At 64.2% G+C, this 26,583-nt stretch carries 22 protein-coding genes; 6 read left to right on the forward strand and 16 right to left on the reverse strand.

The features are described 5' to 3' along the window. Window positions 1-22: 22 nt before the first annotated feature. Both ACP2YO_RS30180 and ACP2YO_RS30185 read right to left on the reverse strand, forming a co-directional pair. Window positions 23-412, reverse strand: a complete 390-nt coding sequence (locus tag ACP2YO_RS30180) for a hypothetical protein (RefSeq protein ID WP_426434780.1) — start codon at window positions 410-412, stop codon at window positions 23-25. Further along, window positions 412-1,116: a TetR/AcrR family transcriptional regulator gene (locus ACP2YO_RS30185; RefSeq protein ID WP_426434781.1), complete on the reverse strand. Its 705-nt coding sequence runs from the start codon at window positions 1,114-1,116 to the stop codon at window positions 412-414. The genes ACP2YO_RS30180 and ACP2YO_RS30185 overlap by 1 nt, the downstream gene beginning before the upstream one ends. Window positions 1,117-1,278: 162 nt before the next feature. Here ACP2YO_RS30185 and ACP2YO_RS30190 point away from each other — a divergent pair, with 162 nt between their 5' ends. Next, window positions 1,279-2,475 carry an HlyD family secretion protein gene (locus tag ACP2YO_RS30190; protein WP_426434782.1) on the forward strand — a complete coding sequence of 399 codons (1,197 nt, stop codon included), beginning with the start codon at window positions 1,279-1,281 and terminating at the stop codon, window positions 2,473-2,475. 28 nt (window positions 2,476-2,503) lie between these two features. Further along, on the forward strand, window positions 2,504-4,111 hold the full coding sequence (locus ACP2YO_RS30195) for an MDR family MFS transporter (RefSeq protein ID WP_426434783.1): 1,608 nt from the start codon (window positions 2,504-2,506) through the stop codon (window positions 4,109-4,111). 36 nt (window positions 4,112-4,147) lie between these two features. Here the strand turns inward: ACP2YO_RS30195 and ACP2YO_RS30200 are convergent, their stop codons facing one another. The 3 genes from ACP2YO_RS30200 to ACP2YO_RS30210 form a co-directional block, all read right to left on the reverse strand. Continuing rightward, window positions 4,148-5,791: an AMP-binding protein gene (locus ACP2YO_RS30200; RefSeq protein ID WP_426434784.1), complete on the reverse strand. Its 1,644-nt coding sequence runs from the start codon at window positions 5,789-5,791 to the stop codon at window positions 4,148-4,150. Between the two features lie 160 nt (window positions 5,792-5,951). Next, complete coding sequence (locus ACP2YO_RS30205) at window positions 5,952-6,764, reverse strand: alpha/beta hydrolase (protein ID WP_426434785.1); 813 nt, start codon at window positions 6,762-6,764, stop codon at window positions 5,952-5,954. A 3-nt stretch (window positions 6,765-6,767) separates the two neighbouring features. Beyond that, window positions 6,768-7,262, reverse strand: a complete 495-nt coding sequence (locus ACP2YO_RS30210) for a MarR family winged helix-turn-helix transcriptional regulator (RefSeq protein WP_426434786.1) — start codon at window positions 7,260-7,262, stop codon at window positions 6,768-6,770. A gap of 275 nt (window positions 7,263-7,537) precedes the next feature. On the opposite strand from ACP2YO_RS30210, the gene ACP2YO_RS30215 reads away from it, so the two are divergent. Both ACP2YO_RS30215 and ACP2YO_RS30220 read left to right on the forward strand, forming a co-directional pair. Next, on the forward strand, window positions 7,538-8,704 hold the full coding sequence (locus ACP2YO_RS30215) for an ABC transporter substrate-binding protein (protein WP_426434787.1): 1,167 nt from the start codon (window positions 7,538-7,540) through the stop codon (window positions 8,702-8,704). Between the two features lie 84 nt (window positions 8,705-8,788). Further along, a complete protein-coding gene (locus tag ACP2YO_RS30220; protein WP_426434788.1) occupies window positions 8,789-9,241 on the forward strand; it encodes a cupin domain-containing protein in 453 nt (150 codons plus the stop codon). Window positions 9,242-9,259: 18 nt separating this feature from the next. Here ACP2YO_RS30220 and ACP2YO_RS30225 read toward each other — a convergent pair whose 3' ends face one another. The 10 genes from ACP2YO_RS30225 to ACP2YO_RS30270 form a co-directional block, all read right to left on the reverse strand. Further along, on the reverse strand, window positions 9,260-10,501 hold the full coding sequence (locus tag ACP2YO_RS30225) for a flavin-dependent oxidoreductase (RefSeq protein ID WP_426434789.1): 1,242 nt from the start codon (window positions 10,499-10,501) through the stop codon (window positions 9,260-9,262). Window positions 10,502-10,680: 179 nt separating this feature from the next. After that, a complete protein-coding gene (locus ACP2YO_RS30230) occupies window positions 10,681-11,076 on the reverse strand; it encodes a RidA family protein (protein ID WP_426434790.1) in 396 nt (131 codons plus the stop codon). A gap of 1 nt (window position 11,077) precedes the next feature. After that, entirely contained in the window at window positions 11,078-11,917 is an 840-nt protein-coding gene (locus tag ACP2YO_RS30235) for an enoyl-CoA hydratase family protein (protein WP_426434791.1), read from the reverse strand. Window positions 11,918-11,927: 10 nt separating this feature from the next. Further along, window positions 11,928-12,707 (reverse strand): SDR family NAD(P)-dependent oxidoreductase, encoded by a 780-nt coding sequence (locus tag ACP2YO_RS30240; RefSeq protein WP_426434792.1) that lies wholly within the window; start codon window positions 12,705-12,707, stop codon window positions 11,928-11,930. Next, on the reverse strand, window positions 12,704-15,016 hold the full coding sequence (locus ACP2YO_RS30245) for a bifunctional salicylyl-CoA 5-hydroxylase/oxidoreductase (RefSeq protein WP_426434793.1): 2,313 nt from the start codon (window positions 15,014-15,016) through the stop codon (window positions 12,704-12,706). The genes ACP2YO_RS30240 and ACP2YO_RS30245 overlap by 4 nt, the downstream gene beginning before the upstream one ends. 1,029 nt (window positions 15,017-16,045) lie before the next feature. After that, window positions 16,046-17,551, reverse strand: coding sequence for a sugar ABC transporter ATP-binding protein (locus ACP2YO_RS30250; protein WP_426443351.1), 1,506 nt, complete (start codon window positions 17,549-17,551; stop codon window positions 16,046-16,048). Window positions 17,552-17,595: 44 nt separating this feature from the next. After that, window positions 17,596-18,717 (reverse strand): SMP-30/gluconolactonase/LRE family protein, encoded by a 1,122-nt coding sequence (locus ACP2YO_RS30255; RefSeq protein WP_426434794.1) that lies wholly within the window; start codon window positions 18,715-18,717, stop codon window positions 17,596-17,598. After that, window positions 18,717-20,855 (reverse strand): ABC transporter permease, encoded by a 2,139-nt coding sequence (locus ACP2YO_RS30260; protein ID WP_426434795.1) that lies wholly within the window; start codon window positions 20,853-20,855, stop codon window positions 18,717-18,719. The genes ACP2YO_RS30255 and ACP2YO_RS30260 overlap by 1 nt, the downstream gene beginning before the upstream one ends. A gap of 57 nt (window positions 20,856-20,912) precedes the next feature. Further along, window positions 20,913-21,932, reverse strand: coding sequence for a sugar ABC transporter substrate-binding protein (locus ACP2YO_RS30265; RefSeq protein ID WP_426434796.1), 1,020 nt, complete (start codon window positions 21,930-21,932; stop codon window positions 20,913-20,915). A gap of 71 nt (window positions 21,933-22,003) precedes the next feature. Further along, window positions 22,004-23,029 carry an ABC transporter permease gene (locus ACP2YO_RS30270; RefSeq protein WP_426434797.1) on the reverse strand — a complete coding sequence of 342 codons (1,026 nt, stop codon included), beginning with the start codon at window positions 23,027-23,029 and terminating at the stop codon, window positions 22,004-22,006. Between the two features lie 92 nt (window positions 23,030-23,121). Here ACP2YO_RS30270 and ACP2YO_RS30275 point away from each other — a divergent pair, with 92 nt between their 5' ends. Further along, window positions 23,122-24,126, forward strand: coding sequence for a LysR family transcriptional regulator (locus ACP2YO_RS30275; protein WP_426434798.1), 1,005 nt, complete (start codon window positions 23,122-23,124; stop codon window positions 24,124-24,126). Window positions 24,127-24,268: 142 nt separating this feature from the next. Next, on the forward strand, window positions 24,269-26,116 hold the full coding sequence (gene ilvD / locus ACP2YO_RS30280) for a dihydroxy-acid dehydratase (RefSeq protein ID WP_426434799.1): 1,848 nt from the start codon (window positions 24,269-24,271) through the stop codon (window positions 26,114-26,116). On the opposite strand, the gene ACP2YO_RS30285 is transcribed toward ilvD, so the two are convergent. Further along, a complete protein-coding gene (locus ACP2YO_RS30285) occupies window positions 26,117-26,329 on the reverse strand; it encodes a hypothetical protein (RefSeq protein WP_426434800.1) in 213 nt (70 codons plus the stop codon). Window positions 26,330-26,583: the final 254 nt, after the last annotated feature.

Consider the following 26,583-nt stretch of genomic DNA (forward strand, 5'->3'; position numbering starts at 1 on the left):
AGCTCGAGCGGCTCTGGATCTTCTAGGCACCGTCGCGGAGGCTGAGCACGTAGAGCGAATCGTAGACGCCGATTACAGAGCCATCCTCGCGATAACGCGTGTAACGGAGGGCATAATGCGCCTTCGCCGGTGAGGATTGAATGAGCCTGGTCTCATTCCATGCGCTGTGGTGCCAGCCGTCCTGTTTCCGCAGCCGCTCGAACAGATCCATCGGATTGCTGCCGGCTTGCTGATAGACGGTCACGGTGCCGCCGGCGATCCGCACATGCGGGAAATGCATCAGCGCGTCCATGGCTGATGCGTCATAGCGATTGAGCGCCGCCATCCAGCGCGTCAGCACGTCCTCGCAATTGGCTTGGTCGTCGGGCGAAATCCGTGCGTCGACGCTGTAGGTCGCAGCCGCGTCCGGCATCATGCATCTCCGGCTTGCTTGTTGGTATTATCAGCGCGCACCGCGCATCCCGAAAGAAACAGTGCCGCGCAGACCTTGGCGCGTGCTTCAAGCTCCGCCCGCGACAGCGGTGGCCGATGCCCGTACATGACGTCGCGCTGCGGCTGGAAGACGAGCATGCCGAGCAGCATGCCGGCGGCGGCATGCGCGTCGGCCACCGCGATCCGTCCCCGCCTCTGCTGCACATTCAGCCATGCAGCCAGCGCGCCAAGGGTGCGCTGCATCGCCTTTTCATAGAACATCTCGGCGATGCCGGGGAATTTGTCGCTGTCGGCCAGGATGATGCGCTGGAGCGCGATGACCTCACCCTCGAGGATCAACTCGGCGCAGGCCAGGAGTGCCCGCTCCAGCGCCGCGGCAATATCACGGCCATCACAGACGCCCAGATTCACGGTGGATATGAACCGGTCCATCCGGTCCGTTACCGTGCCCTCGAACAGCGCGAGCTTGGTCGGGATCAGCCGGTAGAGTGTCTTGGTTGACACGCCGGCGCGGCAAGCAACGTCGGCGATACTCGCCGCCGCAAATCCGCGCACGGCGAATTCATGCTGCGCAGCTTCATAGATGAGCGCGCGCGTCTCGTCGTCGGAGCGCAACTGCGGCCGTCCGCGACCACGCCGCTCCGGCGCGTCGTCCTGTGCCTGATCCTTGCCCTTCGCGTTCATCTGCCAATCCGAGCCATGCTTTTAAATGATGCCTGTCATTCTATTGACAGACCCAACATAAGCTCTATTTTGGAAAATATCAAGTTTCCTAATTATCCCGAAGCGCCGCCGACAAGGATTAGTACGCTTTTACAAAGGGATAGAAAGCTGAGGAGGGCTGCCATGACCCAACATTCGACGTCATTCAAGGCCGAAAGCCAGGTTCCGGCCGACACTGCCAAGCAGTTGATCGTAAATCCGGAGGCGGCGGCCCCGGCCGCAGCTCCCGCCGCCAAGGGCAAGCTTCGCCGCCTGCTGCTGACTGGTGCCGCGGTGGCGGTGCTCGCCGGCGCCGGCTGGTATGGCTGGGATTACTGGACGGTTGGCCGCTTTCAGGTGTCCACCGACGACGCCTATGTGAAGGCCGACAACACGACGATCGCTCCCAAGGTCTCCGGCTATCTCAGTGACGTGCTAGTGGGCGATAACGAGCGTGTGCACGCCGGGCAGATGCTGGCGCGGATCGACGATCGCGACTTCAAGGTCGCGCTCGACCAGGCCAAGGCCGACGTCGCCGCCGCCGATGCCGCAATCACCAGCAAACGCGCCCAGCTCGACGTGCAACATTCCGTGATCGAAGCGGCGCGTGCGACGCTCGACGTCGACACCGCGACGCAGACTTTCGCCGAGCAGGAGAACAAGCGCTATACCGACCTCGCCGGCACCGGCTACGGCAGCGTACAGAACGCGCAGCAAGCGCAGTCGCGCTACGCCGGCGCGCAGGCCGCCATCGCCCGCGATACCGCGAATCTCGCCTCCGCACTGCGCCAGGTCGAGTTGCTCAAGGCCGAGATCGCCCAAGCCATCGCAACGTCGGGACGGGCGACTGCGCTGCAGCACCAGGCTGAGCTGAATCTCAGCTACACCACGATCACAGCGCCGATCGACGGCGTCGTCGGCAACCGCACGCTGCGCACCGGCCAGTATGTCCAGGCCGGCACGCAGTTGATGTCGCTGGTGCCGGCCACCGGCGCGTATGTGATTGCGAACTACAAGGAAACGCAGCTGACCGACGTCCGCAAGGGCCAGTCGGTCGAGATCGCGGTCGACATGTTCCCCGGACAGGTCGTGCGCGGCCATGTCGACAGCCTCGCGCCGGCAAGCGGCCAGGAGTTCGCGCTGCTGCCGCCGGACAACGCGACCGGCAACTTCACCAAGGTGGTGCAGCGTATCCCCGTGAAGATACTGCTCGACGCAACCGCCGTCGAGCTGCGGCCGGGCATGTCCGTAATCCCGTCGATCGCGACGCTGTCGCAGGCGGCCGAGCAAGCTCCGCATTCCAAGGCGACGCCGAAGCTTGCTGTCGCCTCGTTCAAATAGGTGAGCCAGAAAAGAAATAGGTGATGTCATGTCCGACCTCGCGCTCTCCTCCCCCGCCGCCGCGCCCCGTGCCGCAGTAGCCGATCCCAACCGCGCCAGCGTGACCGTCTGGATCGCGATCCTGGCGGCCATGATCGGTGCCTTCATGGCGATCCTGAACATCCAGATCACCAATGCTTCCCTCCTCAACATCGAGGGTGGCATCGGCACCGGCGTCGACAACGGCTCCTGGATCTCGACCTCCTACCTGATCGGCGAGATCGTGGTGATCCCGCTCACCGACTATCTCAGCCGGGTGTTCTCGTTCCGCAAGATCATGATCTGGCACGCCACGCTGTTCGCGATGTTCTCGGTCGCCTGTGCCTTTACCCATGATCTGCCGTCGATGATCGCGATGCGCGGCCTGCAGGGCTACTTTGGCGGCGTGTTGATCCCGATGGCGTTCACGCTGGTGTTCACCAAGCTGCCGAAGCCGCAGCAGCCGATTGGGCTGGCGATGTTTGCGCTCGCCGTCACATTCGCGCCGGCGATCGGTCCGACCATCGGCGGCTACCTCACCGAGAACTACGGCTGGCAGACCATCTTCTTCGTCAACGTGATCCCGACGGCGGTGATGGTCATCACCCTCTATTTCACCCTCGAGCGGCAGCCGATGCAGCTCCATCTGCTTCGTGAGGGCGACTGGGCCGGCATCGTGACCATGGCGGTCGGGCTCTCGGCATTGCAGTCGGTGCTGGAGGAAGGCAACAAGGACGACTGGTTCGGCTCGCCTTTCATCGTCAAGCTCGCGGTGACCGCTGCCGTCAGCCTGTCGCTGTTCATCTGGATCGAGCTCGTCGTGGAGAAGCCGCTGCTCCAGCTCCGGCTGCTGACCCAGCGCGGCTTCGGCCTCGGCACGATCTCGTCGGTGTTCGTCGGCTTCGCGCTGTTCGGCTCGGTCTACATGCTGCCGGCCTATCTCGGTCAGGTGCAAGGCTACAACGCCGAGCAGATCGGCCAGGTGCTGGCCTGGACGGGTCTGCCGCAGCTGGTCCTGATTCCGCTGGTGCCGAAGCTGATGCAGCGCTTCGATGCCCGCTTCATCGCCTTCACCGGCATGGCGCTGTTCGCGATCTCCTCCTTCATGAACATCGAGATGTCGCTCGACTATTCCGGTGACCAGCTCTTCTTCCCGAACATCGTCCGCGCCGTCGGCCAGGCGATCACGCTGGCGCCGTTGTCCGCCATCAGCCTCGGCAGCGTCGCGCCGCAGGACGCGCCTGCGGCCTCCGGCATCTCCAACATGATGCGCAACCTCGGTGGTGCGATCGGCACCGCGCTGCTCGCAACCATCGTCACAAAGCGCGAGCAGTTCCACTCAAATATCATTGGTCAGTCTGTCCATCTCGGCCGCGAGGAGGTCCGCGCCAGGATCACGGAGATGACCAACTACTTCATCAGCCGCGGTGTCCCCGATCCCGCCACAGCGCAGCATCAGGCGATCGTAGCGCTCGGCAATATCGTCAAGCGCCAGGCGCTGGTGCTCGGCTTCAGCGACGCGTTTGCGGTGATCGGCGTCGTGCTGGTGCTCGCCGCGATCGCGATAGTGCTGACCGGCAAGCCGAAGAGCACGGCGGGCGCCGGCGGCGCGCACTAAACTCTCGGGGCGACGGCTGCCGCCGTCGCCCTTCTCTCAACTCGCCTCGCGCAGCCTGAAGCGCTGGATCTTTCCGGTCTGCGTCTTCGGCAGCGCTTCCACGAAGGAGATCGCGCGGGGATATTTGTACGGCGCGATCGTCGCCTTGACATGATCCTGCAGCAGCTTGACCTCGGAGTCGTCATTGCGTGCGCCCGGCTTCAGCACCACGAACGCCGAGACGATCTGCCCGCGCTCCACATCAGGAGCACCGATCACCGCGCACTCCGCGACGTCAGGATGCCCGAGCAGCGCGGCCTCGACCTCGGGACCTGCGATGTTGTAACCTGCCGAGATGATCATGTCGTCGGCGCGCGCGACGAACGACAGCCGGCCGTTTTCGTCGCGAACGAAAGCATCGCCCGTGATATTCCAGCCGTCGCGCACATAATTTGTCTGCCGCGGATCGGCGAGATAGCGGCAGCCGGTCGGCCCGCGGACCGCGAGCTTGCCGACGGTACCGGCCGGCAGCTCGTTCATGTCTTCATCGACGATCCTGGCCTCATAGCCGGAAACCGGATTCCCCGTCGTGCCGCTAACGGCGCTGCCGACGCGGTTGGTGATAAAGATATGCAGCAATTCGGTGCTGCCGATGCCATCCAGGATCGGCTTGCCTGTCTTTTTTGTCCAGTTCTCGAACACCGGTGCCGGCAGCGTCTCGCCGGCCGAGATCGCAAGCCGCAGCGACGATAAATCGGCGCCCTTGTCCATGGCGGCCATCATCGCGCGATAGGCGGTCGGCGCGGTAAAGCAAATCGTCGCTTTGTAGGTCTCGATGATCCTGGTCATCTCGCTGGGCGCAGCATTCTCCAGCAACGTCGCGGTGGCGCCGAAGCGCAGCGGGAAGATCGCGAGCCCCCCGAGGCCGAAGGTGAAGGCGAGCGGCGGCGAGCCTACGAAAACATCGTCCGCAGTCACCTTGAGCACTTCCCTCGCATAACCGTCCGCGACGATCAGGAGATCTCGGTGGAAGTGCATCGTCGCCTTCGGCTCGCCGGTCGTGCCTGAGGTGAAGCCGAGCAGTGCGACGTCGTCGCGGCCGGTCTTCACCGCCTCGAACCTCACCGGCTTGCTCAGCGCGATGCGGTCGAGCTCGGCATCGTGGTTCTGCGTGCCGTCGAAATTGACGACCTGTTTAAGGAATTTGCTGGTCTTGGCGCAGGCGACCAGCTCGTCTGCGATGCGGCTGTCGGTCAGTGCCAGCGAGACCTCGGCCTTATCGACGATTTTTGTGAGCTCACCGGCACGCAACATCGGCATGGTGTTGATCACGACCGCACCGGCCTTGGTCGCCGCAAGCCAAGCCGCCACCAGCGCCGGATTGTTGCCGGAACGGATCAGCACGCGATTGCCCGGCTTGACGCCGTAATTCTCGACCAGCGCATGCGCCAGGCGGTTCGACCAGTCAGTCAATTCCTTGTAGGTGCGCTGACGGCCGTTGCCGATGAGCGCGACGCGATCGCCCAACCCCTGTTCGACGATACGGTCGGTCAATTCGACCGCGGCGTTGAGATAGTCGGGGTACTGAAATTCGGGCCGGTCGAGCAGCAGCTGCGGCCATTGATGGAACGGCGGCAGGTTGCGACGCGCGAAATTGTCGACATGCCCCGACGGGCCAAGCCCGGGAATTTCATCTGACATTCGATCGCCCCTTGCTTTCCATCCAGAAAGTCCAAGACCAACATCGAGAAGAACAAGATCTAGAAGACCGATATCGAGGACGCCCGGCAGCGTCCGACCGAAAATCATTTTATACTTAAAATAGTTTGGCGCAAGTGAAAATCGTAAAATCCCTCACCTGCTAGATCTGTGTGAGCTGCTTCAGCCGCAGCACCATCGGCGACTCAGGGTCAGCCAGCGGCGCAATCGCGGTGAAGTGATTGGCATCGGGCACGGTGCCAAACCGCGTCGCTACGCCCCCCTTGCCCCAGACATCGACAATGGTCCGGCTCTGCCGGTGGTACTCCGCGCTTTCATTGCCGCCGACGACGGCATCGAGCGTCGCTCCTGCCGGCGGCGTCCAGAACAGCGGACTCGCTTGCTTCGCTGCCGCGGGATCGAGGCCGAGCGCCTTGTTGACGGAGGTTGCGACCAGCGGCTCCAATTCGAACAAGCCGGAAATGGTGTAGGCGGCCCGCACCAGATCCCTGGGCAAAGAGGCATCATATGCCGGCCAATCGGTCGCAAGCATGCATGCGGCAAGATGTCCGCCTGCCGAATGTCCGCTGACCACGAGCGGCCGCCCGAGCCTCGCCAGTTCGCGTGACGCCGCGCGCATCTGGCCGATGATGTCGCCGATCCTGACATTGGGACAGAGGTCGTAGGTCGGCACCGCCACGCTGATGCCATGCACGTTCAGCCCGCGCACGCAGTGACTGGACGACGAGCCGTCGAGCGCCTGCCAATAGCCGCCATGGATGAAGACCACCAGCGGGCCGTCGCTGTTGCCCTCGAACAGATCGATGACGTTGCGGCTGCCCGGACCGTTGGTCAGCCGTCGCGGCGGATGCTGCTCGCGATAGGCCGCCGAATCCCTCGCCCAGCCGGCCATCAGCGCCGGGTTTTCCGGCACCCGCGCGCGGTTGTTGTATTCGACCTCGTAGTCGATCGTCACGGCTTAAGGCGTCCTCGCCTTGGCGGAGCGTTGCGCCGAACCCTTGGCCTTGGCGAGCAGGCGCATCAGCTCGCGGATGTCCTTCGGCGAGAGGTCGCCAAAGATATCGGCGATCCATTTCTCGTGCTCGGCCGCCATCTTGCGGAATTCGGCGCGGCCGAGCTTTGTCAGCCGGATGAACTGTACGCGGCGGTCGGTCTCCGAGGTGCGGCGATCGACATGGCCCAATTCGACCAGGCGGTCGACCAGGCCGGTCACGTTGCCATTGGAGACCATCATCCGCTTCGAGAGGTCCGACAGCGTCATGCCGTCCTGCACCTTGTCGAGCTGGGCCATCAGGTCGAAGCGCGGCAGCGTGACGTCGAACCGCTCGCGCAGCCGGCCGCGCACCTCGCTTTCGATCAGCGTGGTGCAGGTCAGAAGGCGGAGCCACAGGCGGAGCTCGGTGCCATGATCGTCGGGCAGTTCGACGGCTTTGGTTTCGGAATCAAGGATCATGCGGCGATTGCACCTCCGGGGCGAGTTCCGGTCGGATCGATTGCTTTGAGCTTCAAGCAATTTGCGCCGCGCCGCAAGGACAATTGCGAATCGAAGCGATTTTGCGAACCTGTTTTGACAGTTTCTTTAACCTTCAAACAATTGGCGTAGCGCTTGCATGGGCGCCGCCTGGATAGCGCGCGAGGTTCATCCTGACGCAATGCCACATCGCTTGCGGCGGACATGGTCGTCAGAATAAGCTGAGACCAGGGCAAGGCAGTGATCGGGGGAGTCACATGAAACGACTGACGAAGTTTGCGGGACTGGCGGCATTGTTTGGCGTCGCGATCACTCCGGCGGCCGCGCAAGACAAGATCAAGATCGGCGTGATCGTCACCACCTCCGGACCCGCTGCAGCGCTCGGTCAGCAGGTGCGCGACGGTTTTGCACTCGCCATCAAGGATCTCGGTGGCAAGATGGCCGGCCGCGACGTCGAGGTCGTCAATGCCGACGATGAACTGAAGCCCGACAGCGCGGTGACAAAGGTGCGCGGCCTCCTGGAGCGCGACAAGGTCGACTTCGTGGTCGGCCCGATCTTCTCCAACATCCTGCAGGCGATCCACCGCCCAGTGACGGAGAGCAAGACCTTCCTGATCAGCCCGAATGCCGGCCCGTCGAGCTACGCCGGCAAGGAGTGCAGCCCGTTCTTCTATGTCACGTCGTATCAGAACGACCAGGTCCACGAGGTCCTCGGCAAGGTCGCCCAGGACCGCGGCTACAAGCGCGTCTATCTGCTGCTGCCGAATTACCAGGCCGGCCGCGACTCCGCCGCCGGCTTCAAGCTCGACTACAGGGGTGAGATCGTCGAGGAGTCCTACACGCCGTTGGGCACGCTGGATTTCCAGCCCGAACTCTCCAAGATCGCAGCGCTGAAGCCGGATGCGCTGTTCACCTTCATGCCCGGCGGCATGGGCGTCAATCTGGTGAAGCAGTACAAGCAGGCCGGCGCGACCGTGCCGGTGCTGTCCGCCTTCACCGTCGACGAATCCACCCTGCCCGCGCAGCAGGACGCCGCAGTCGGCATGTACGGCGGCGCGAACTGGGCGCCGAACCTCGACAATCCCCAAAGCAAAAAGTTCGTCGCGGCCTATGAGGCGGCCTATAACGGCGTGCCCGGCACCTACGCCATGCAGGCCTACGACGCGGCGATGCTGATCGACAGCGCGGTGAAGGCGGTGAAGGGCGACCTCTCCAACAAGGAGGCGGTCGCGGCCGCACTGAAGAAGGCCGACTTCATCTCGCTGCGCGGTAACTTCAAATTCAACACCAACGGCTATCCGATCCAGGATTTCTATCTCACCAAGGTTGCGAAGCGGCCGGACGGCAAATTCCAGACCGAGATCGTCGAAAAGGTGTTTTCGAATGACGGCGACCGCTACGCCAAGGACTGTGCCGCCAAATAAACCAGCCAAAGCGTTTTCGAGCGAAGTGGGCACCGGTTCGCGTGAAGAAAACGCGTCAAACAGCATCGAGGAGGGAATACGATCATGAAAGACGAGATCGCTGGCATCACCCGCGCCAATGAGGGCATCCAAGGCATTTCCTGGAACATCCTCGGCCAGACCTATGTGCCGAAGACCCGCAGCGACCATTCCTTCTCCTGGCACGCGACGTTTCCGCCCGGCACCTTCGTTCCTCCGCATATCCATCCCGATCAGGACGAGTACCTCTACATCCTCGAGGGCAAGCTCGATTTCATGCTCGACGGCGCCGACGAATCCGCGACGCCGGGTGATCTCGTGCGGCTGCCGATGGGCAAGCCGCACGGTATCTTCAACAAGTCGCAGCAGACGGCGAAGACGCTGTTCTGGGTGTCGCCGACCAGGAGGCTCTACGATCTGTTCTGGGCGATCCACAACATGAAGGAGCAGAACCCGGAAGACGTGGTTCGGCTCGCCGCCGAACACAACATCCACTTCCTGCCCCCGCCTCCGACATAACCCGCCGTCCTGTCGCCGCTACTGCCGCGCCACCACGCGCGCGGCAAAGCCGGCCTTCGCCGCATAGCCGCGCACGATCGCCTCGCGCGCCTCGTAATTGAGAATGGTGTCGACGTCGGTGAACCCCTGCGGCGCAAGCTGCTCGACCGCATCGATCACGCCTTCAGGCCCGCCACGGCGATTGGAGGCGACGATGTCGGCGGTCATCGGCAGGCGCTGCCGCTCATAGGCAACCAGCCCCTGGCGCGGATGTTCGGAGCGCGCCAGCGCATCGGCGAGGCACCGCGCGTCGAGAATGGCCTGCGAGGCGCCATTCGAGCCGACCGGATACATCGGATGCGCGGCATCGCCGAGCAGCGTGACCCGGCCGCTCGACCAATAGGGCAGCGGATCGCGATCACAGCACGGATACTCCCAGAATTCCGGCGTCGCGTTGATCAAGCTGGTGAAATCAACCTGCGGAATCGTGAAGCTCGTGACATAGGGCATCATTTCCTCGCGCCGGCCGAGGACAGACCAGCCCTCGCGGCGTGGCGGCGGCGAGGAGCCGTCGCCGATCCGCACCAGCACCGCCCAATTGGTGAGGCGGCTTGCCGGACTCGAGCCCGGCGCGATCGGATAGATCACGGCCTTCGCGTTCAGCCCGCCGGCGATGATCATCGAGCGGCCGGTCAGAAACGCCGGCCAATCGGTGGCACCACGCCACAGCATCAGCCCGTTCCAGCACGGACCGCCCTCGCCCGGAAACAGCGTCTGCCGCACCTTGGAGTGGATGCCGTCGGCACCAATGAGAATATCGCCACGCGCAGTATGCACGTGAGCACCGGTGCGATCGAAGAAATAGCCTGTTACGCCGCCCTCGTCCTGCGTGAACGACCCGAGCCGGCAACCGGTGCGGATCGCATCCGCGCCGAGCCGGTCGATCACGGCCTGGTGGATCACCCCCTGCAGCCGGCCGCGATGGATCGAGAATTGCGGCACATCGTGGCCGGCATCGAGCCCGCGCTTTTCGTGCCAGACTTGCTGGCCATGGCGCGTCAGGTAGAACAGTTCGGAGGTGCGGATCGCGACCTCGTCGAGCTTGTCCAACAGGCCCAGCCCCGCCAGCTCCCGGATCGCGTGCGGCAGGGTATTGATGCCGACGCCGAGCTCGCGGATGGTGTTGGACTGCTCGTAGAGCTCGCAACTGATGCCGCGTGCGCGCAGCATCAGCGCGGTGGTGAGGCCTCCGATTCCGCCTCCGACGACAATCGCCTTCATCGTCCCTTACTCCACTTGTGACGTCATGCCGGCCTTGTCGCGGCCAAGACGAAAACACTTACCGGACGCAATCCTGAAGGTCGCATGGCCGCTCGCTCGGCCGCAAGCCAGTTTGTCGCCTTCGTTTCCTCTGGTGCGGCCATCTGCCCCTTAGGTTAACGTACCTGTTTCCGGGATGCTTAATCCGGCACCACCGCGATCGCCTGGATCTCGACCTTGGCGCGGTCCTCGATCAGGCCGGACACCTCGATCGCCGTCATCGCCGGAAAGCGCCGGCCCATGACGTCGCGATAGACGGCGCCGATCTCCCTCAGCCGCGCGGAGTATTCCTTGCGGTCGAGCAGGAACCAGGTCATCGACACGATGTGCTCCGGCCCAGCCCCACCGGCAGCCGCGACCGCGACGATGTTCCGCAAAGTCTGCCCGATCTGGGCGACAAGATCATCGCTCTCGAACGCGCATTGCGGGCTCCAGCCGATCTGGCCGGCGATGAAGATGGATTTGCCGCGCGCGGCCACGCCGTTGGCGTAGCCGCTCGGCTTCGCCCATCCGTCCGGTAGCAGGATCTCGTTCATCTCAATTGCCCTCGAAGGTTGGCTTCTGCTTGGCGGCGAATGCTTCGAAGGCGCGGCGGAAATCGCCCGTAACCATGCAGATCGCCTGCGCCTGCGCCTCGGACTCGATCATCTCGTCGACACCCATCGCCCATTCCTGGTTGAACATGGTTTTCGTCACGCCATGCGCGAACCAGGGACCATCGGCGAGCGAGCGCGCGAGATCGTGCGCGGCGGCGGAAAGCTCGGCCGCAGGCACGAGACGGTTGTGGAAGCCCCACGAGAGCCCCTCCTCGGCACTCATGGCGCGGCCGGTGTAGAGCAGGTCCGCGGCCCGACCCTGCCCGATCACGCGCGGCAGCAGACCGCAGGCGCCCATGTCGGCACCGGCGAGGCCAACGCGGGTGAACAGGAAAGCGGTCTTGGCCTGCGGCGTCGCCAGCCGAAGGTCGGAGGCCAGTGCCAGCATCGCGCCGGCGCCGGCACAGATGCCGTCGATTGCGGCGACAATGATCTGCGGGCATTTCCGCATCGCGCGCACCACCTCACCGGTCATGCGGGTGAAAGCGAGCAGGTCCGGCATCGCCATCCGCGTCAGCGGCTCGATGATCTCGAAGACGTCGCCGCCGGAGCAGAAATTGCCGTCGGCGCCCGTCAGCACGATCGTGCGCACATCGGACGCGGAGGCGAGGTTGCGAAACAGGTCGCGCAGCTCCTCGTAGGACTCGAAGGTCAGCGGGTTCTTCTTGTCCGGGCGATTCAGCGTGATGGTCGCGACGCGGCCGCTGTCGTCGGTTGACCAGCGGAAATGCTTTGCGGGATAATCCTTGAACGGCCGCAGCTTTGCTTTCATCTCGGACATGATTTTTCCTTCACCCGGTGAGGACTTCGCCGCCGGCAACAGCGACAGCTTGTCCGTTGATTGACGATGCAGTTTCGGACGCCAGCCAGAGGATGGCATCGGCGACCTCCTCCGGCGCGACCAGCCGCTGCATCGGGTTGACCTTTGCCAGCGCCGCGCGCGCCTCGTCCTCGCTGCGCCCGGTCTTGGCGACGATGTTGGCGGCGGCATCCGCGACCAGCGGCGTGTCGGTATAGCCGGGGCAGACGGCGTTCACGGTGACGCCGCGCCGCGCATATTCCAGCGCCAGCGAGCGCGTCAGGCCGATGACACCGTGTTTTGCGGCGACATAGGCCGAGACATAGGCATAACCGGTCAGGCCCGCGGTCGAGGCGACGTTGATGACGCGCCCGCGCCCGCGTTGCGCCATACCGGGCAGAACGGCCTGCGTCACCAGGAACACGCTCGAGAGATTGCTTGCCAGCATGTCCGCCCACAACGCCGCGCCGGTCTTGTCGAACGGCGCGCTGGCGGCCTTGCCGGCATTGTTGACGAGGATGTCGATTGGCCCGGCATCGGCTTCGATCTGCGCCACGCCGTTTCTCACGGCCGTTTCGTCGGTCACGTCAGTCGCGACGACCGCGCCTCTACGATCTCCAAGCAACGCCGCGGTGGCGTTCAGGGCCTCGAGCCGGCGCCCGGCAATACTGACCCGCACGCCGGCCTTTGCCAGTGCGATCGCGGTCGCGGCGCCGATGCCGGAACCGGCACCGGTCACGAACGCATGGGCGTTGGGCCAGAACCGCGTCATGGCTTCGCTCCGGCTGCGCGTTCGAGATTGGCCTCGTATTGCGGCTTGCCCGACAGATACTGCTTCGGCCAGACGATCGACTTGACGCCGATCCTGGCGGCCTCGTGCAAGGTCCAGGCGGGATCGGCGAGATGCGGCCGCGCGATGGCGCAGAGATCGGCACGGCCGGCGGCGATGATCGAGTTGGCGTGGTCGGCCTCCGAGATCGCGCCGACCGCGATAGTGGCGATGCCGACCTCGTTGCGGATCTTGTCGGCGAACGGCGTCTGGTAGAGCCGGCCATAGACCGGATGGTCGTCGGCCCAGACCTGTCCGGACGAACAGTCGATCAGATCCGCGCCGGCTTCCTTGAACAGCTTTGCGAAGGCGAGCGCATCCTCGGGCGTGTTGCCGCCCTCGGCCCAGTCGTGACACGATAGCCGGACCGACATCGGCTTGTGCTCCGGCCACACTGCGCGGATGGCGCGGAACACTTCGAGCGGATAGCGCGCGCGGTTCTCGATCCCGCCGCCATACGCATCGGTGCGGTGGTTGGTGAGCGGCGAGAGGAAACTCGACAGCAGATAGCCGTGGGCGCAGTGCAGCTCCAGGATATCGAAGCCGGCCTGGGCTGCGCGCTCCGCGGCGGCGACGAACTGCTCGCGCACCTTGTCCATCTCGGCACGGGTCATCGGCTCCGGCAACTGGCCGTCCGGCAGATAGGGAATGGATGAGGCCGACAGCAGCGGCCAATTACCATCCGGCAGCGGCTCGTCGATGCCGTCCCACGCAACCCGCGTCGAACCCTTGCGCCCGGCATGGCCGAGCTGGATACCGATCCGCGCTTGCGAATTGCCGTGCACGAAATCGACGATGCGCTTGTAGGCCGCCGCCTGCTCGTCGTTCCACAGTCCGCAACAGCCGGGCGTGATCCGCGCCTCCGGCGACACGCAGGTCATCTCGGTGAACAACAGCCCGGCCCCGCCGAGCGCGCGCGAGCCGAAATGCACCAGATGGAAATCGGTCGGCACGCCCTCCTCGGCCGAATACATCGCCATCGGCGAGACGATGATCCGGTTATGCAGCGACAGCCCTCGGATGCTGAACGGCGTCAGCATCGGCGGCGTGACGCGGTCGTTGGTGGCGGGCAACCCGCTCTGCTCGGCAAACCAGCGCTCATAGCCTTCGAGCCATGCCTTGTCGCGCAGCCGCAAATTCTCGTGGCTGATGCGCTGCGAGCGCGTCAGCAGCGAATACATGAACTGTTCCGGCTCCAGCGTATCGGCATAGCGCGAGCCGACTACCTCGAACCATTCCATCGCGTTGCGCGCGGCGTTCTGGATTCGCGCCACGTCGACCCGGCGCAGGTCTTCGTAGGCGGCCAGCACTGCGGGAATGGTTTCGCGCGCCGTGCCGTGTTTCTTGAACTGATTGGTCAGCTCGATCGCGTCTTCCAGCGCGAGTTTTGTCCCCGAGCCGATCGCGAAATGCGCGGTATGCGCGGCATCGCCCATCAGCACGACATGGCTGTTGCCGTTGAAGGCGGTCCACTTGCCGCAGATCAGCCGCGGGAACGACAGCCAGGCCGATCCGCGCAGATGGCGTGCGTTGGAGACGAGAGAATGGCCTTCGAGGATCTCGGCAAACACCTTTTCGCAGAACGCGATCGAGGCGTCCTGGTCCATCCTGTCGAGGCCATGCGCCAGATACGCCTCCTCGGTGGTCTCGACGATGAAGGTCGCCGCGCCGTCCTCGAACTTGTAGATATGCGCCTGGAACCAGCCGTGCTCGGTCTTGCGGAAGTCGAAGGTGAAGGCGTCGAACGGCCTGTTGGTGCCGAGCCAGATATAGCGGTTCGGCCGCATCAGCATGTCGGGCTGGAATTCTTCCGCATATTTGGTGCGGATCCTCGAGTTGACGCCGTCGGCGGCGACGACCAGATCGGCGTTGGGGAAATCCAGGTCGGAGTTCACCTCGCGCTCGAAGACCAGCTCGACGCCGAGTTCCTCGGCCCGCGCCTGCAGGATATTGAGCAGCCGCTTGCGGCCGATGCCGACGAAGCCGTGGCCCGTGGTGCGCATCCGCCGGCCCTTGATCAGGACCTCGATGTCGTCCCAGTGATTGAAGGCCTGCTCGATCGTATCTGCGGTGACCGGATCCCATTTTCGCATGTTGTCCATGGTCGCGTCGGAAAACACCACGCCGAAACCGAACGTATCATAGGGCCGGTTGCGCTCGACGACGGAAATCTCATGCGCGGGATCCAGCATCTTCATCAGGATGCCGAAATAAAGCCCGGCCGGCCCGCCTCCGATGCAAACGATACGCATGGCGATCTCCCTTTGGCTTCGCGGGTGGACAGCGGTTTTCCGAGCGAGCCGATGCCGGATATTATTTTATACTTAAAACAATTGTCAAGGGCGGAATGTCGCTCCTTTCACGCGTCATCGCCCGGCTTGCCGCCTCCGCTAAACTTCGGCGCGCCTGGAAGCGTGAGCCCCGTCGAAGCCTTGGCGTAGACGGGACCGGGCGATCCCGTATTCCCGAGGCAGTTGTGATTGAGCCGATGGGCCGCGGCGTACTGGGTCGCCCGCTTTCGCGGGCGATGACAGCGGTGGGCGTTCTCGCGACATGATTTGTCCGAGCTTTTCATTTCGTTTGCCCTCTTACTTGGTAGAGGGCGCAGGGAAAGCCGGGTGCCGATCGCACCCATGGGCCCGGTGCAACAAAAAGCACCGGGGTAGGACCACAGGTGTAACCGGGAACGCCGGCTTTCCCTGCGCGATGGGCTTACGGTTTCCTTCGTGATCTCCCCGGTGAGCGCTTTGTTGCCACCGTCGCTCCAGAGATAGGTTAGTTTCTCAGGAGCTTTCCGCCTGCATTGCAGCGTCAGGACCACACGACTTCGCCGTCCGCGTCATGCGCACTCGTCTGTTGCGCAATCCGCGTCCACCGCATCCCCCGCATCCCCCGCATCCCACCGCGCGTTCGTGACGTGCGCTCGCCCCTCAATCGGGTAGGACGGGCGAACCATACACTAGATTTTATTTCTGATAAAGCGAAATATTTTTGAACGAAGGACTTGCCCCGTCGGGCAAATCAGTGATTGGCATGTAAGGGAAGCCCCGCCGGGTTCCCTCTCCCCTTGCGGGAGAGGGTTAGGGAGAGGGTGCCACACGACGTGCACTTTCCGTATGCAACAACACGGCGGAAAAGGATTGCGAGAGCGCGCGCTCAACGAACGTCTCGCCCGGGGCCACCCCTCTCCCCACCTTCTCCCGCAAGGGGAGAGGGAGCCCGAGTGGCGTGCTCACCTCACTTGCGATGGGCGCGCGAAGCGAGAGCCCGGAATGAAGAACTCAATGCACCGCCGCGTACAAAATCTTGTCCTGCGTCGCATCGGCCGCGTCGAACTCGGCGACGATGCGGCCGGTGCGGGCGACGAGGATGCGGTCGGATACGGCGAGGATCTCCGGCAGGTACGACGAGATCACCACCACCGCCTTGCCCTCGTCGGCGAGACGGCGGATTTCGCTGTGGATATGCGGGATGGTGCCGACGTCGACGCCGCGCGTCGGCTCGTCGAAGATGATGATCGAGGGATCCTGGACCAGCGTCTTCGCCAGCACCACCTTCTGCTGGTTGCCGCCCGACAATTCGACGATCCGCGCCTTGCGTTGCAGCGCGCTGATCTTCAAGCGCTCGACCCAGTAGTTAGCGAGCTTGCTGCGCCGGGCCCGCGACAGCAGGAAGCTCCAGCCCGCGCGGGTGGCGAGGCTGCCGATATAGACGTTGTCGTCGACCACCATGGTCTCGAAGAAGCCGTTGGCCTTGCGGTCCTCGGTGATGTAGGCGATGCCGTCATTGATCGCCTGCCGCGGCACGCGGTAGCGGATCGGCTTTCCCCGCAGCCGGATGGTGCCGCCATTGACGAGGTTGCGCTTCAGCGCGCCGTAGATCACCTTGGCGATCTCGGTGCGTCCCGAGCCGATCAGGCCGGCGATGCCGACCACCTCCCCGGCATAGACGGAGAACGACATGTTCTTGACCGCCATGCCCATGGTGACGTTCTCGACCGTCAGCACCTTTTCGCGCCGCTGGTGGGTCTTCTCTCTTCGGCCGTACACCGCCTGCGCCACCTCGCGGCCGACCATATGCTGCACCAGCGCATCACGCGTGAGCTGCCTGGCCGGCGCCGTGATCACGAGCTTGCCGTCGCGCAACACGGTGATGCGGTCGGCGATCTGCAAGGATTCTTCCAGCGCGTGCGAGATGTAGATGATCGAGACACCACGGGCGCGCAGGTCGCGCACCAGATGGAAGAAGTGGACGATCTCCTCCGGTGTCAGGCTCGCGGTCGGTTCATCGAAGATGATGATGCGCGCCTTGTTGTAGATCGCGCGCGCGATCTCCACCATCTGCTTCTTGGCGGTGCCGAGCAGCGCCACCGGCGTCGCCGGATCGACATGGAAGTTGAGCGACTGCAAAAGCTGCTGGGCCTGGATGTTGAGGGTCCGGAAGCGCGTCAGCAGCTTCTCGTTGCCGAGCTCGATGTTCTGCGCCGCGGTCATGGTCGGCACCAGGCTGGTCTCCTGATAGACCATGCAGATTCCGGCGTTGAGCGCATCGCGCGGCTGCTCGAATTTGGCAGGCCTGCCATCGAGCAGATAGTCGCCCGAGGTGAGATTGATCGCGCCCGCGATCGCCTTGCACAGCGTCGACTTGCCGGCGCCGTTCTCGCCGACCAGCGCGTGGACTTCGCCGGGATAGAGATCGAAATTGACGCCCTCGATGGCGTGGACGCCGCCATAGATTTTCGAACCATTGATGATCTGCAGCACTGGCTCGCGGGCCGCGGCGGTCATATCTTTGGTCTCGGTGCTCGAGGTCGCCTGCATCACGCCATCATTCATCGCAGGTCTCCGGAATAGAGCAGCAGACGTCCGGCGCCGCGGGCGGCGATGAAGACGCCGCGATTGGTGGCGCAGGCGGAGGTGACGCCGTGGAAGCGGCCGCCGGCGCGGCTGTGCAGGCTGTCGGTCGGCTCGCCCTCGGCATCGAGATGCACCAGCAGGCCGTAGGAGCGCGGCGGCGCCCACGGCTTCTGGATGCCGAGCGCCTTGACCGCGCCGATCTGCATCGGCTCCAGGCAATCGCTGCCGCCGACCAGCGCCGGCGCGACCCAGTGATCGGGCGGTATCGTCGCCATCATCTCCTGGCGGAAGTCGTCCTCCTTGAGCACGAACTCGATCAGATGGGTGCGGCGCGCGAACACGCCGAGCAACAGCCCGCCCCGGCCGTCCGGATGCAGCCGCGCCGGATAGCCCGGCATGTTTCCTGCGATGACCTCGCGGGCGCCGAGGCCGCTGCCATCAAGCGCGAAGCGGCTCAGCCGGTGCGCCCAGCTCTCCGATAGCCACAGGGCCTTGCCGTCACTGGAGACCGTGACGCCGCAGGGATATGGCAGATCGCGGAGCAGCACCTGCGGATTGTCGAGGTTAACACCGCAGGCGATCAGGCGCCCGTTCGACCGCTTCTCCATCAAATCGTGGCGCCATTCGGCAGGACGACGGCCGGTGCTGCCTTCGACGGCATAGATGCGGCCGTCGGGTGCCGCGGTCACCGACAGAAGGCCAGAGAGTGCGCTGCCGTCGGCAGCCTCGCACCAGCGCGGTGTTGGCTTGGCCGGATCGACCGCAGCCAGTCCCCTGCCCGCGACGCAGACCAGCAACCGGCCGTCCGGATGCAGCGCAAGCCCACCGGCGTCGTCCTCGAACTCGGTGACGACCGCGCGCGTCGAAAAATCCTCGCCACTGAGCTTCAGCACGCGCCGGCCCACCGAGACATAGAGCCCGCCGTCGCCCGCCGGGATCACATCGTCGACGCCGGCTAGCGGCTCTCCGATCGCCACAGCCGTATCAAGCCGATCGTTCGGGCTCAGCGCGCCGTCAAGCGGCGGGATCGCCTTGTCGACACCGTCGCGGTCGACGACGCTCCTGATATCGCGCAACAGATGATCGAACAGTCCCATCAGCCGATCACCCTGCTTTTGGCGCCCCAATAGGCATCGTATCCGGTCCAGCCCTCGTCGACGCCGTCGAGCTTGATGCGGCCGATCCGGTTGTTCTCGAGACCGCCGAGATAGAGATAGCCCTCGTGCTCGCGCATCGAGGTCAGCACCGAATGCGAGGTCCCGGTCGGGTCCCACCAGGATTCCAGCGCCTCGCCCTTCTCGTTGAACTTCAGCACGCAGCCGTGATTGAGCCCCGGCGCCAGCCACTCGTCGGCCGGCACCTGCTTCACCATGCGCAGGCGGAAGCCGGGCTTGCGCACCGAGAGATCGAAGGTCGGCGTACGGATACCGACCAGCGCCAGCCAGTAATTGCCGTCGGAAGCGCGGTTGATGTTATCAGGGTTGCCCGGCAGCTGGTCGATCAGCACCTCGGTGCGGCCCTTGTTCGGTCCCGCGATCCAGTAGCGGAAGATCTTGCACAGCGAGGTCGAGGCGATCAGCACCGACTGGCCGTCATGCGAGACGCAGACGCCGTTCGGGAAATAGAAATGGTTGATCACGGTGCGCGTGGTTTTCGTCTTTGGATCGTAGCAGACCAGGCGGCCGTTCGGCCGCGCCTCAAGGATGTCGAGGGTGTTGGTCGTCATCTCGTAGCGCGTGGTGCAATCGCTGAAATAGATCTTGCCGTCGGGCGCGATATCGAGATCGTCGGCCATGCGCAGCCGGGAATCGTCGTTCAGCTTATACCAGGTGCGGTTGGTCTCGTCGGTGACCTTGAACACACGGCCGTCGGGCGCGATGCCGTAGACGCCCATGCCGGCCACCGCGACGATCAGATTCTCGTCGCGATCGAACTGCATGCCGAGCGGCCGGCCGCCGATATGGGCGAACACCTCGCGGGTCGCGAAGTTCGGTCCCGAGAAGCGGATCACGTTGCCGTCGCGGGTCGAGCCGTAGAGGCGGCCCTGGCGGTCGAGGATGACGTCCTCGGGCCCCTCGACCTGGTCGAGGCCGATCGCCTCCGCCTTGATCAGCCGGTCGTTCTGGGCATAGGCCGACCCCGAGCCGCGCTGCACCGACGGCGGCGCCGCCAGCGCCACGTAGGCTGGATTGACATAGATCTTCTGAATCGCCTTGCCGCGGTTCTTCGACCATTTGACGTCGATGCCGACGGCGGCGAGCAGGATCGCGCCCGTCACCGCCGAGGTGACGTAGCCGGGAATGCCCATGCGGACGAGGCCGTTGATGAGCAGGAAGATGATCAGCGCGCCGATCATCGCCCGCCACACCGTGCCCTTGCCGCCGGCGAGCGAGACGCCGCCGAGCACCACCGCAGTGAGCGCCTGGAATTCCCAACCGACGCCGGTGGTCGAATCCGTCGACGCCTGCCGCGCGGCATAGAAGATGCCGCTCGCGCCGCACAGCGTCCCGGACAGCACATAGGTCGCAAACAGCATCAACCGGACGCGGATGCCGGCATGGCGCGCCGCCTTGCGGCTGGCGCCGATCGCGGTGAGATGCCAGCCATAACGCGAGCGCGACAGGAAGATGTGACAAATCAGCAGCACGACGAACAGGGTCGCCGCATTGATGGGAATGCCGAGCACACTGCCGCCGCCGATGAAATCCCAGGCATCGCTGTCGACCGAGTTGGTCGCGAACACCTGCGCATAGCTGGTGTTGAGCAGGTTGACCGAGGCGCGCAGGATGATCAGCGTCACCAGGGTGGTGAGGAACGGCCGCGTCTTGAGGAAGCCGATCAGGAAGCCGTTGATGCTGCCGAGCAGCGCGCCGACCGCAAGCGTCGCCGGCACGACAAGGCCGACCGGCCATTCCCGCACCAGCAGGAAATACAGCGCCGCGAAGTTGCACAGCGCGAAGATCGCGCCGACGCTCAAGTCGATGCCGCCGGTGACAAGGCAAAAGCCCATGGCCAGCGCGACGAAGCCGAATTCGGCGAACAGCCGGAGCAGCGACACCGAGTTCTGCACCGAGGCGTAGTCGGGTATCGTGAGCGCGAAATAGGCCCACAGCCCGATCATCACGGTGAAGGGGACGACCGGCTCGAACCACTGCTTGAGCAACAGTTCCGACAACAGGAGCCGGGGTGAAAACCGCCGCACCGACGCGGCAAAGGAATCGACAGCCATCGACATCGCCAAAGCACTCCCTGAAGCGGCCGGCGCGGGATCACCGCACCGGCTGCCGCGTCGTCAGCCCTTCTTCATCGCGAAGCAGTTGGCGCCCGAGGCGTTGGTCTTGTCGATCCAGATCGGCCGCGTGTAATAGGCGAGATTGCGGGTGCCGGGCTTGTCGGGCGACATCAGCAGGGTTTCGGCTGCGAACATCAAATCGTGGCCCTGCTCGGTCGCCTTGTAGCTCAGAAACTTGTAGAAGTTGCCCGAATTGACCTGGTCGCAATCGAGCTGCGAGCCTTCACCCGAAGCTAGCACCTTGACCTCGTCGATCTTGCCGGCATTGCGGATCGCCTGTGCGGCGCCCGACTCCATGACGCCCCAGAAGCCGATCGAGGCGCAGAGGTCGGGATGCTGCTGGATCACGGTCGCGGTGACGTTGAGCGCGGTGTTGGCGTCCCAGTTCGCCGCCTGGTTCGAGACCACCTTGATGTTGGAGTCCTTGTTCAAGACCTCCATGATGGCACCGACCTGGTCGACGCTGGCGGCTGCGGTCAGCTCACCCTGGATGATTTGGACCTTGCCCGATTTGCCGGAGCCGGTGCCGCAGGCCTTCACGGTTTCAGTCGCAAGCATCCTGCCGATCTCGCGCCAATCGACACCGACGAAGGCGCTGGACTTGTAGTTCGAGGCCATGTTGACCTGGATCACATGCGTGCCCTGGCTCTCGGCGCGTTTCAGATCCTTCATCAGCAGCGTCACGCTCGGATTCTGCACGATCAGCACATCGGGCTTCTGATCGACCAGCGCGGTGAGCGCCTGTTGCATCGCCGACGGGTTGTTGTTGGGATCGCGCACGATGTATTTCATGCCGCGCCACTCGGCTTCCTCCTGCACCACCCGGCCCCATTCGTCGGCCAGCGGGACGCCGAGCGCGATCGGCAAATAGGCGATCGTCTTGCCCTGCAGCCCCTTGTCGTAGGCGGCGCGCAGCTCGCGCCCGGCCTTGGTACCTTCCTCCTGTGCTGATGCCATTGATGGCAACGCGGCCAGCGTCGCCCCGGCCAGCAGGATCGTCCACAACTTCGTCGTCTTCATCGTTTCCTCCACACAGATAGTCTTGTTTGATTAGTGTTGTTTGATCGATTGGTTTGACGCGCCGGATACCGTCAGTCACCCTGCCGCGCGGTCTCCTCGTCGCGGGGATGCAGCCAGTTGTCGAGCACGATCGCCGCCAGCAGCACCACACCCTTGACGATGTTCTGCACCTCGCTGTTGACGTCCATGATAGTGAAGGCGTTGAGCAGCGTGCCGATCAGGACGCAGCCGACCACCACGCTGAACACGCTGCCGCGGCCGCCGATCAGGCTGATGCCGCCGATCACGACGACGAGCACGACGTCGAAGATCATGGTGCCCTGCGTAATCGCCATCTGCATGCTGCCGGTCGTGCCGACCCAGACCAGGCCTGCGATCCAGGCGAGCAGCGCCACCAGCACATGTTCGAGTACGATCAGCGGCCGCAGCGGGACGCCGGACAGCCGCGCGGCTTCCGGATTATCGCCCTGCGCGTAGATAAAACGGCCGATCGACGTGCGCGACAGGAACAAATGCATCGCGATCGCGCAGACCACGAATACCAGGATCGGGACCGGTACGCCGAACAGCCGTCCGGCGCCGAGATACATCAGCCCCGGCGCATCTTTCGGCGCATAGACCACCCAGGCCGGCGCGATCCAGAACGCCAGGCCATAGATGACGAAGCCGGCGGCCAATGTCACGAACAGCGCCGGCGCCTCGACAAAGGCGACCATCACGCCGTTGACGACGCCGATCAGCACCGCAATCGCAAGTGCGAGCAGGACAGCCGTGAACACCGGCATGCCCTTCTGGATCTCGATCAGCGCGATCGCCCACGAGCCTGCCATGATCGCGACCTCGGAGAGATCGATGCCGCGGCTGATCACGATCAGGCCCATGCCGAGGCCGAGCACGCCGAGAATGGAGATGCTCCGCAACAGGTTCAGGAGGTTGGAGACGGTGGCAAAGCCGTTCAGCGTCAGGCCAAACACGATCAGCAGCGCGATCGTGATCAGGAGCACGATCTGCTCCTGGCTCGGCTTCGCAAACATCGCGCTGGCGCGAGATGAAGCGGCCGGGACGGCAACGCCACGCGATGGCGACTGCACGCTCATCATTTCCTCCAGGTCTTATCTTGACGTCTTATTTTGCTTGAGACTTTAAGAGCCGCAACTAGTATTCGTCAAATGCATTCGACGGATACGGATTGATTAAACTCATGCATGTGCGCGACATCGATCTGAACCTGTTCGTCGTCTTCGACGCGATCTATTCCGAAGGCGGCGTCAGCCGCGCCTGCTTCCGCCTCAATTTGACGCAGCCCGCGGTGAGCCATGCGCTCGGGCGTTTGCGCGCGATGTTCAACGATCCGCTGTTCGTGCGGCGCCACCATGTGATGACGCCGACGCCGCTGGCACGCCAGATCATCACGACGGTTCGCCAGGCGATCAACGGCCTCGAGACGACGCTGACCCACACCAACCGGTTCGATCCCGCCCGAACGCCGAAGCGCTTCGTGATCGGGCTGCGCAACAACCTCGAAGCGCCGGTGCTGAGCGCGCTGGTCAACCGGATCAGCGCGGTCGCGCCGCTGGTCGAGATTGCGACGGTGCGCTGCGAGCGCAACAATCTGGAGCGCGAGCTTGCCGCCGGCACGCTCGACGTCGCGATCGATACGCTGCTGCCGCTCTCGGCCGAGGTGCGGCGAGAGCAGATCCTGACCGAGCATATCGCGGTGTTCGCACGCCGCGACCATCCCGAGATGGGCAGCCGCCTCGACAAGAAGACGTATTTGCGGATGGAGCACGTCTGCGTGACGTCGCGGCGCAGCGGGATGTCGTTCGAGGACTTTCAGTTCCAGCGCCTCGGCATAAAGCGCCATGTGCGCCTGCAGTGCCAGAATTTCACGACCGCCTGCCATGTCGTGGCGCGGAGCAACATGCTGCTGACGGCCTCCGAAAGCGCGGCCTCGCTGTTGGAGCGGCCCGGCCTGTTGCAGGGCTTCCCCTGTCCGTTCCCGATCAGCCCGCATCTCAATTATCTGTATTGGCATGCCACCGCCGAGGATGACACCACCAACCAATGGCTGCGCGAGCAGCTGCGCGCCGCCGCAGGCTCGCTGGCGCGCGGCCATCTCGGCCGCAGGAACGGACGGGCGGCGAAGCCCAGCAAGGCAGCCGCATCGGCGCCGATTGGCATCGCCGCCGAGTAGAGGCCGTCCGGCCCCGATCACGACCGGATAGCGGGGTTCAGCCATGCGGTTCCGCGCTTGAATCGGCAGGCCCGGGCAGGCATAACAACCGCCGTCCCCCAAGAAAATGCCCTCCAGCCCAAGGATTTGAGAAGGATTTACGATGCCCGCCTATCGCTCCCGTACAACCACCCACGGCCGCAACATGGCGGGTGCACGCGGCCTCTGGCGCGCCACCGGCATGAAGAACGAGGATTTTGGCAAGCCGATCATCGCGGTGGTCAATTCCTTCACCCAGTTCGTGCCCGGCCACGTCCATCTGCAGAACCTCGGGCAATTGGTGGCGCGGGAAATCGAGAAGGCCGGCGGGGTTGCCAAGGAGTTCAACACCATCGCGGTCGATGACGGCATCGCGATGGGCCATGACGGCATGCTCTACAGCCTGCCCTCGCGCGAGTTGATCGCCGACAGCGTCGAATACATGGTCAATGCACATTGCGCCGACGCGATGGTCTGCATCTCCAACTGCGACAAGATCACCCCCGGCATGCTGATGGCGACGCTGCGCCTCAACATCCCGACCGTGTTCGTCTCGGGCGGCCCAATGGAATCCGGCAAGATCGTGCTCAAGGGCAAGAAGCGCGCGGTGGACCTGATCGACGCCATGGTGGCAGCGGCCGACTCCAACGTCACGGACGAGGAAGTCGACGTGATCGAACGTTCGGCCTGCCCGACCTGTGGCTCCTGCTCGGGCATGTTCACGGCCAACTCGATGAACTGCCTGACCGAGGCGCTCGGTCTGGCGCTGCCCGGCAACGGCTCGGTGCTGGCGACGCATGCCGACCGCAAGGGCCTGTTCGTCGAGGCCGGCCATCTGATCGTCGATCTCGCCCGCCGCCACTATGAGCAGGACGATTTCAACGTGCTGCCGCGCAACATCGCGAACTTCAAATCGTTCGAGAACGCGATGACGCTCGACATCGCGATGGGCGGATCGACCAACACCGTGCTGCATCTGCTTGCCGCCGCGCGCGAGGGCGAGGTTCCCTTCACGATGACCGACATCGATCGCCTGTCGCGCAAGGTCCCCGTGCTGTGCAAGGTCGCACCCTCGGTGCCGGACGTGCACATGGAAGACGTGCATCACGCCGGCGGCGTCATGGCGATCCTCGGCGAGCTCGATCGCGCCAAGCTGCTCACGACCGATGGGCCGACGGTGCACACCGCGACCCTGGACGATGCGCTCAACCGCTGGGACATCGTGCGGACCACGAGCGAGAAGGTGCGCAATTTCTACATGGCAGCACCAGGCGGCGTGCCGACCCAGGAAGCGTTCAGCCAGGATCGCCGCTTCGACGACGTCGATCTGGACCGCTCCAAGGGCTGCATCCGCAACGCGGAGCACGCTCATTCCAGGGACGGCGGTCTCGCCGTGCTGTTCGGCAACCTCGCCGAGGAAGGCTGCATCGTGAAGACCGCCGGCGTCGACGAGAGCATTCTGAAATTCTCCGGCCCGGCCCGCATCTTCGAGAGCCAGGACGCGTCGGTCGACGCCATCCTGGGCAACAAGGTCAAGGCCGGCGATGTGGTCCTGATCCGCTATGAGGGTCCGCGCGGCGGCCCGGGTATGCAGGAGATGCTTTATCCGACCAGCTATCTGAAATCGAAGGGTCTCGGCAAAGCCTGCGCACTGATCACCGACGGCCGCTTCTCCGGCGGATCGTCCGGCCTGTCGATCGGCCACGTCTCGCCGGAAGCCGCTGAAGGTGGCCTGATCGGCTTGGTCGAGGAAGGCGATGTGATCGAGTTCGACATCCCCAACCGCAAGGTCAACCTCAAGGTGGCAGATGCCGAGCTTAAGCGCCGCCGCGAGGCGATGGTCGCGAAGGGCAATGCCGCGTGGAAGCCGGCAGCGCCGCGCAAGCGTACAGTCTCGACCGCGCTGAAAGCCTATGCGGCATTCGCCAGCAGCGCGGCGAAGGGCGCGGTGCGTATCCTACCGGAGCAATAATCAGGCGCGAAGGTCGGCCGCATCGATCCGGATGCGGTCGGCATGCAACGACCAGTCGCACAGCGCCTGCTGCTCACAGAACTTGAGTTTTGCGATTTCCGTGGCCTGGCCTTCGGACGAGGCGTCGATTTCGAGCGCCCCCTGGCAGACCTCGCGCTGGCGGCCGTTGCCGCCGAGCACGTCCTTCATGAAGTGGACGACAAAGCGCGACATGGAATCCTCCCTGCTACGCCGTAGTACTGGACGGCACACACTAGCACTTGTCGTTCGAACGGTTTGATCAAATCAGCAGGAGCGACGCACGAAACGCGCGGGCAGGTCAGCTGTCCTTACGCGCCGGCCTGAGGCAGGCTGGCGGCGGCGATCGCAACGATCTCCGCCAAGCGCCGGCCGATCCTGGCCGGAGCAGCACGGAGAAATGTCTGGACCTGTCGCATGATCAAGTTCCTTCCATACCCGGAAGCGGC

It is taken from the genome of Bradyrhizobium genosp. P (genome assembly GCF_049949265.1).
In the GTDB taxonomy this organism is placed as follows: domain Bacteria; phylum Pseudomonadota; class Alphaproteobacteria; order Rhizobiales; family Xanthobacteraceae; genus Bradyrhizobium.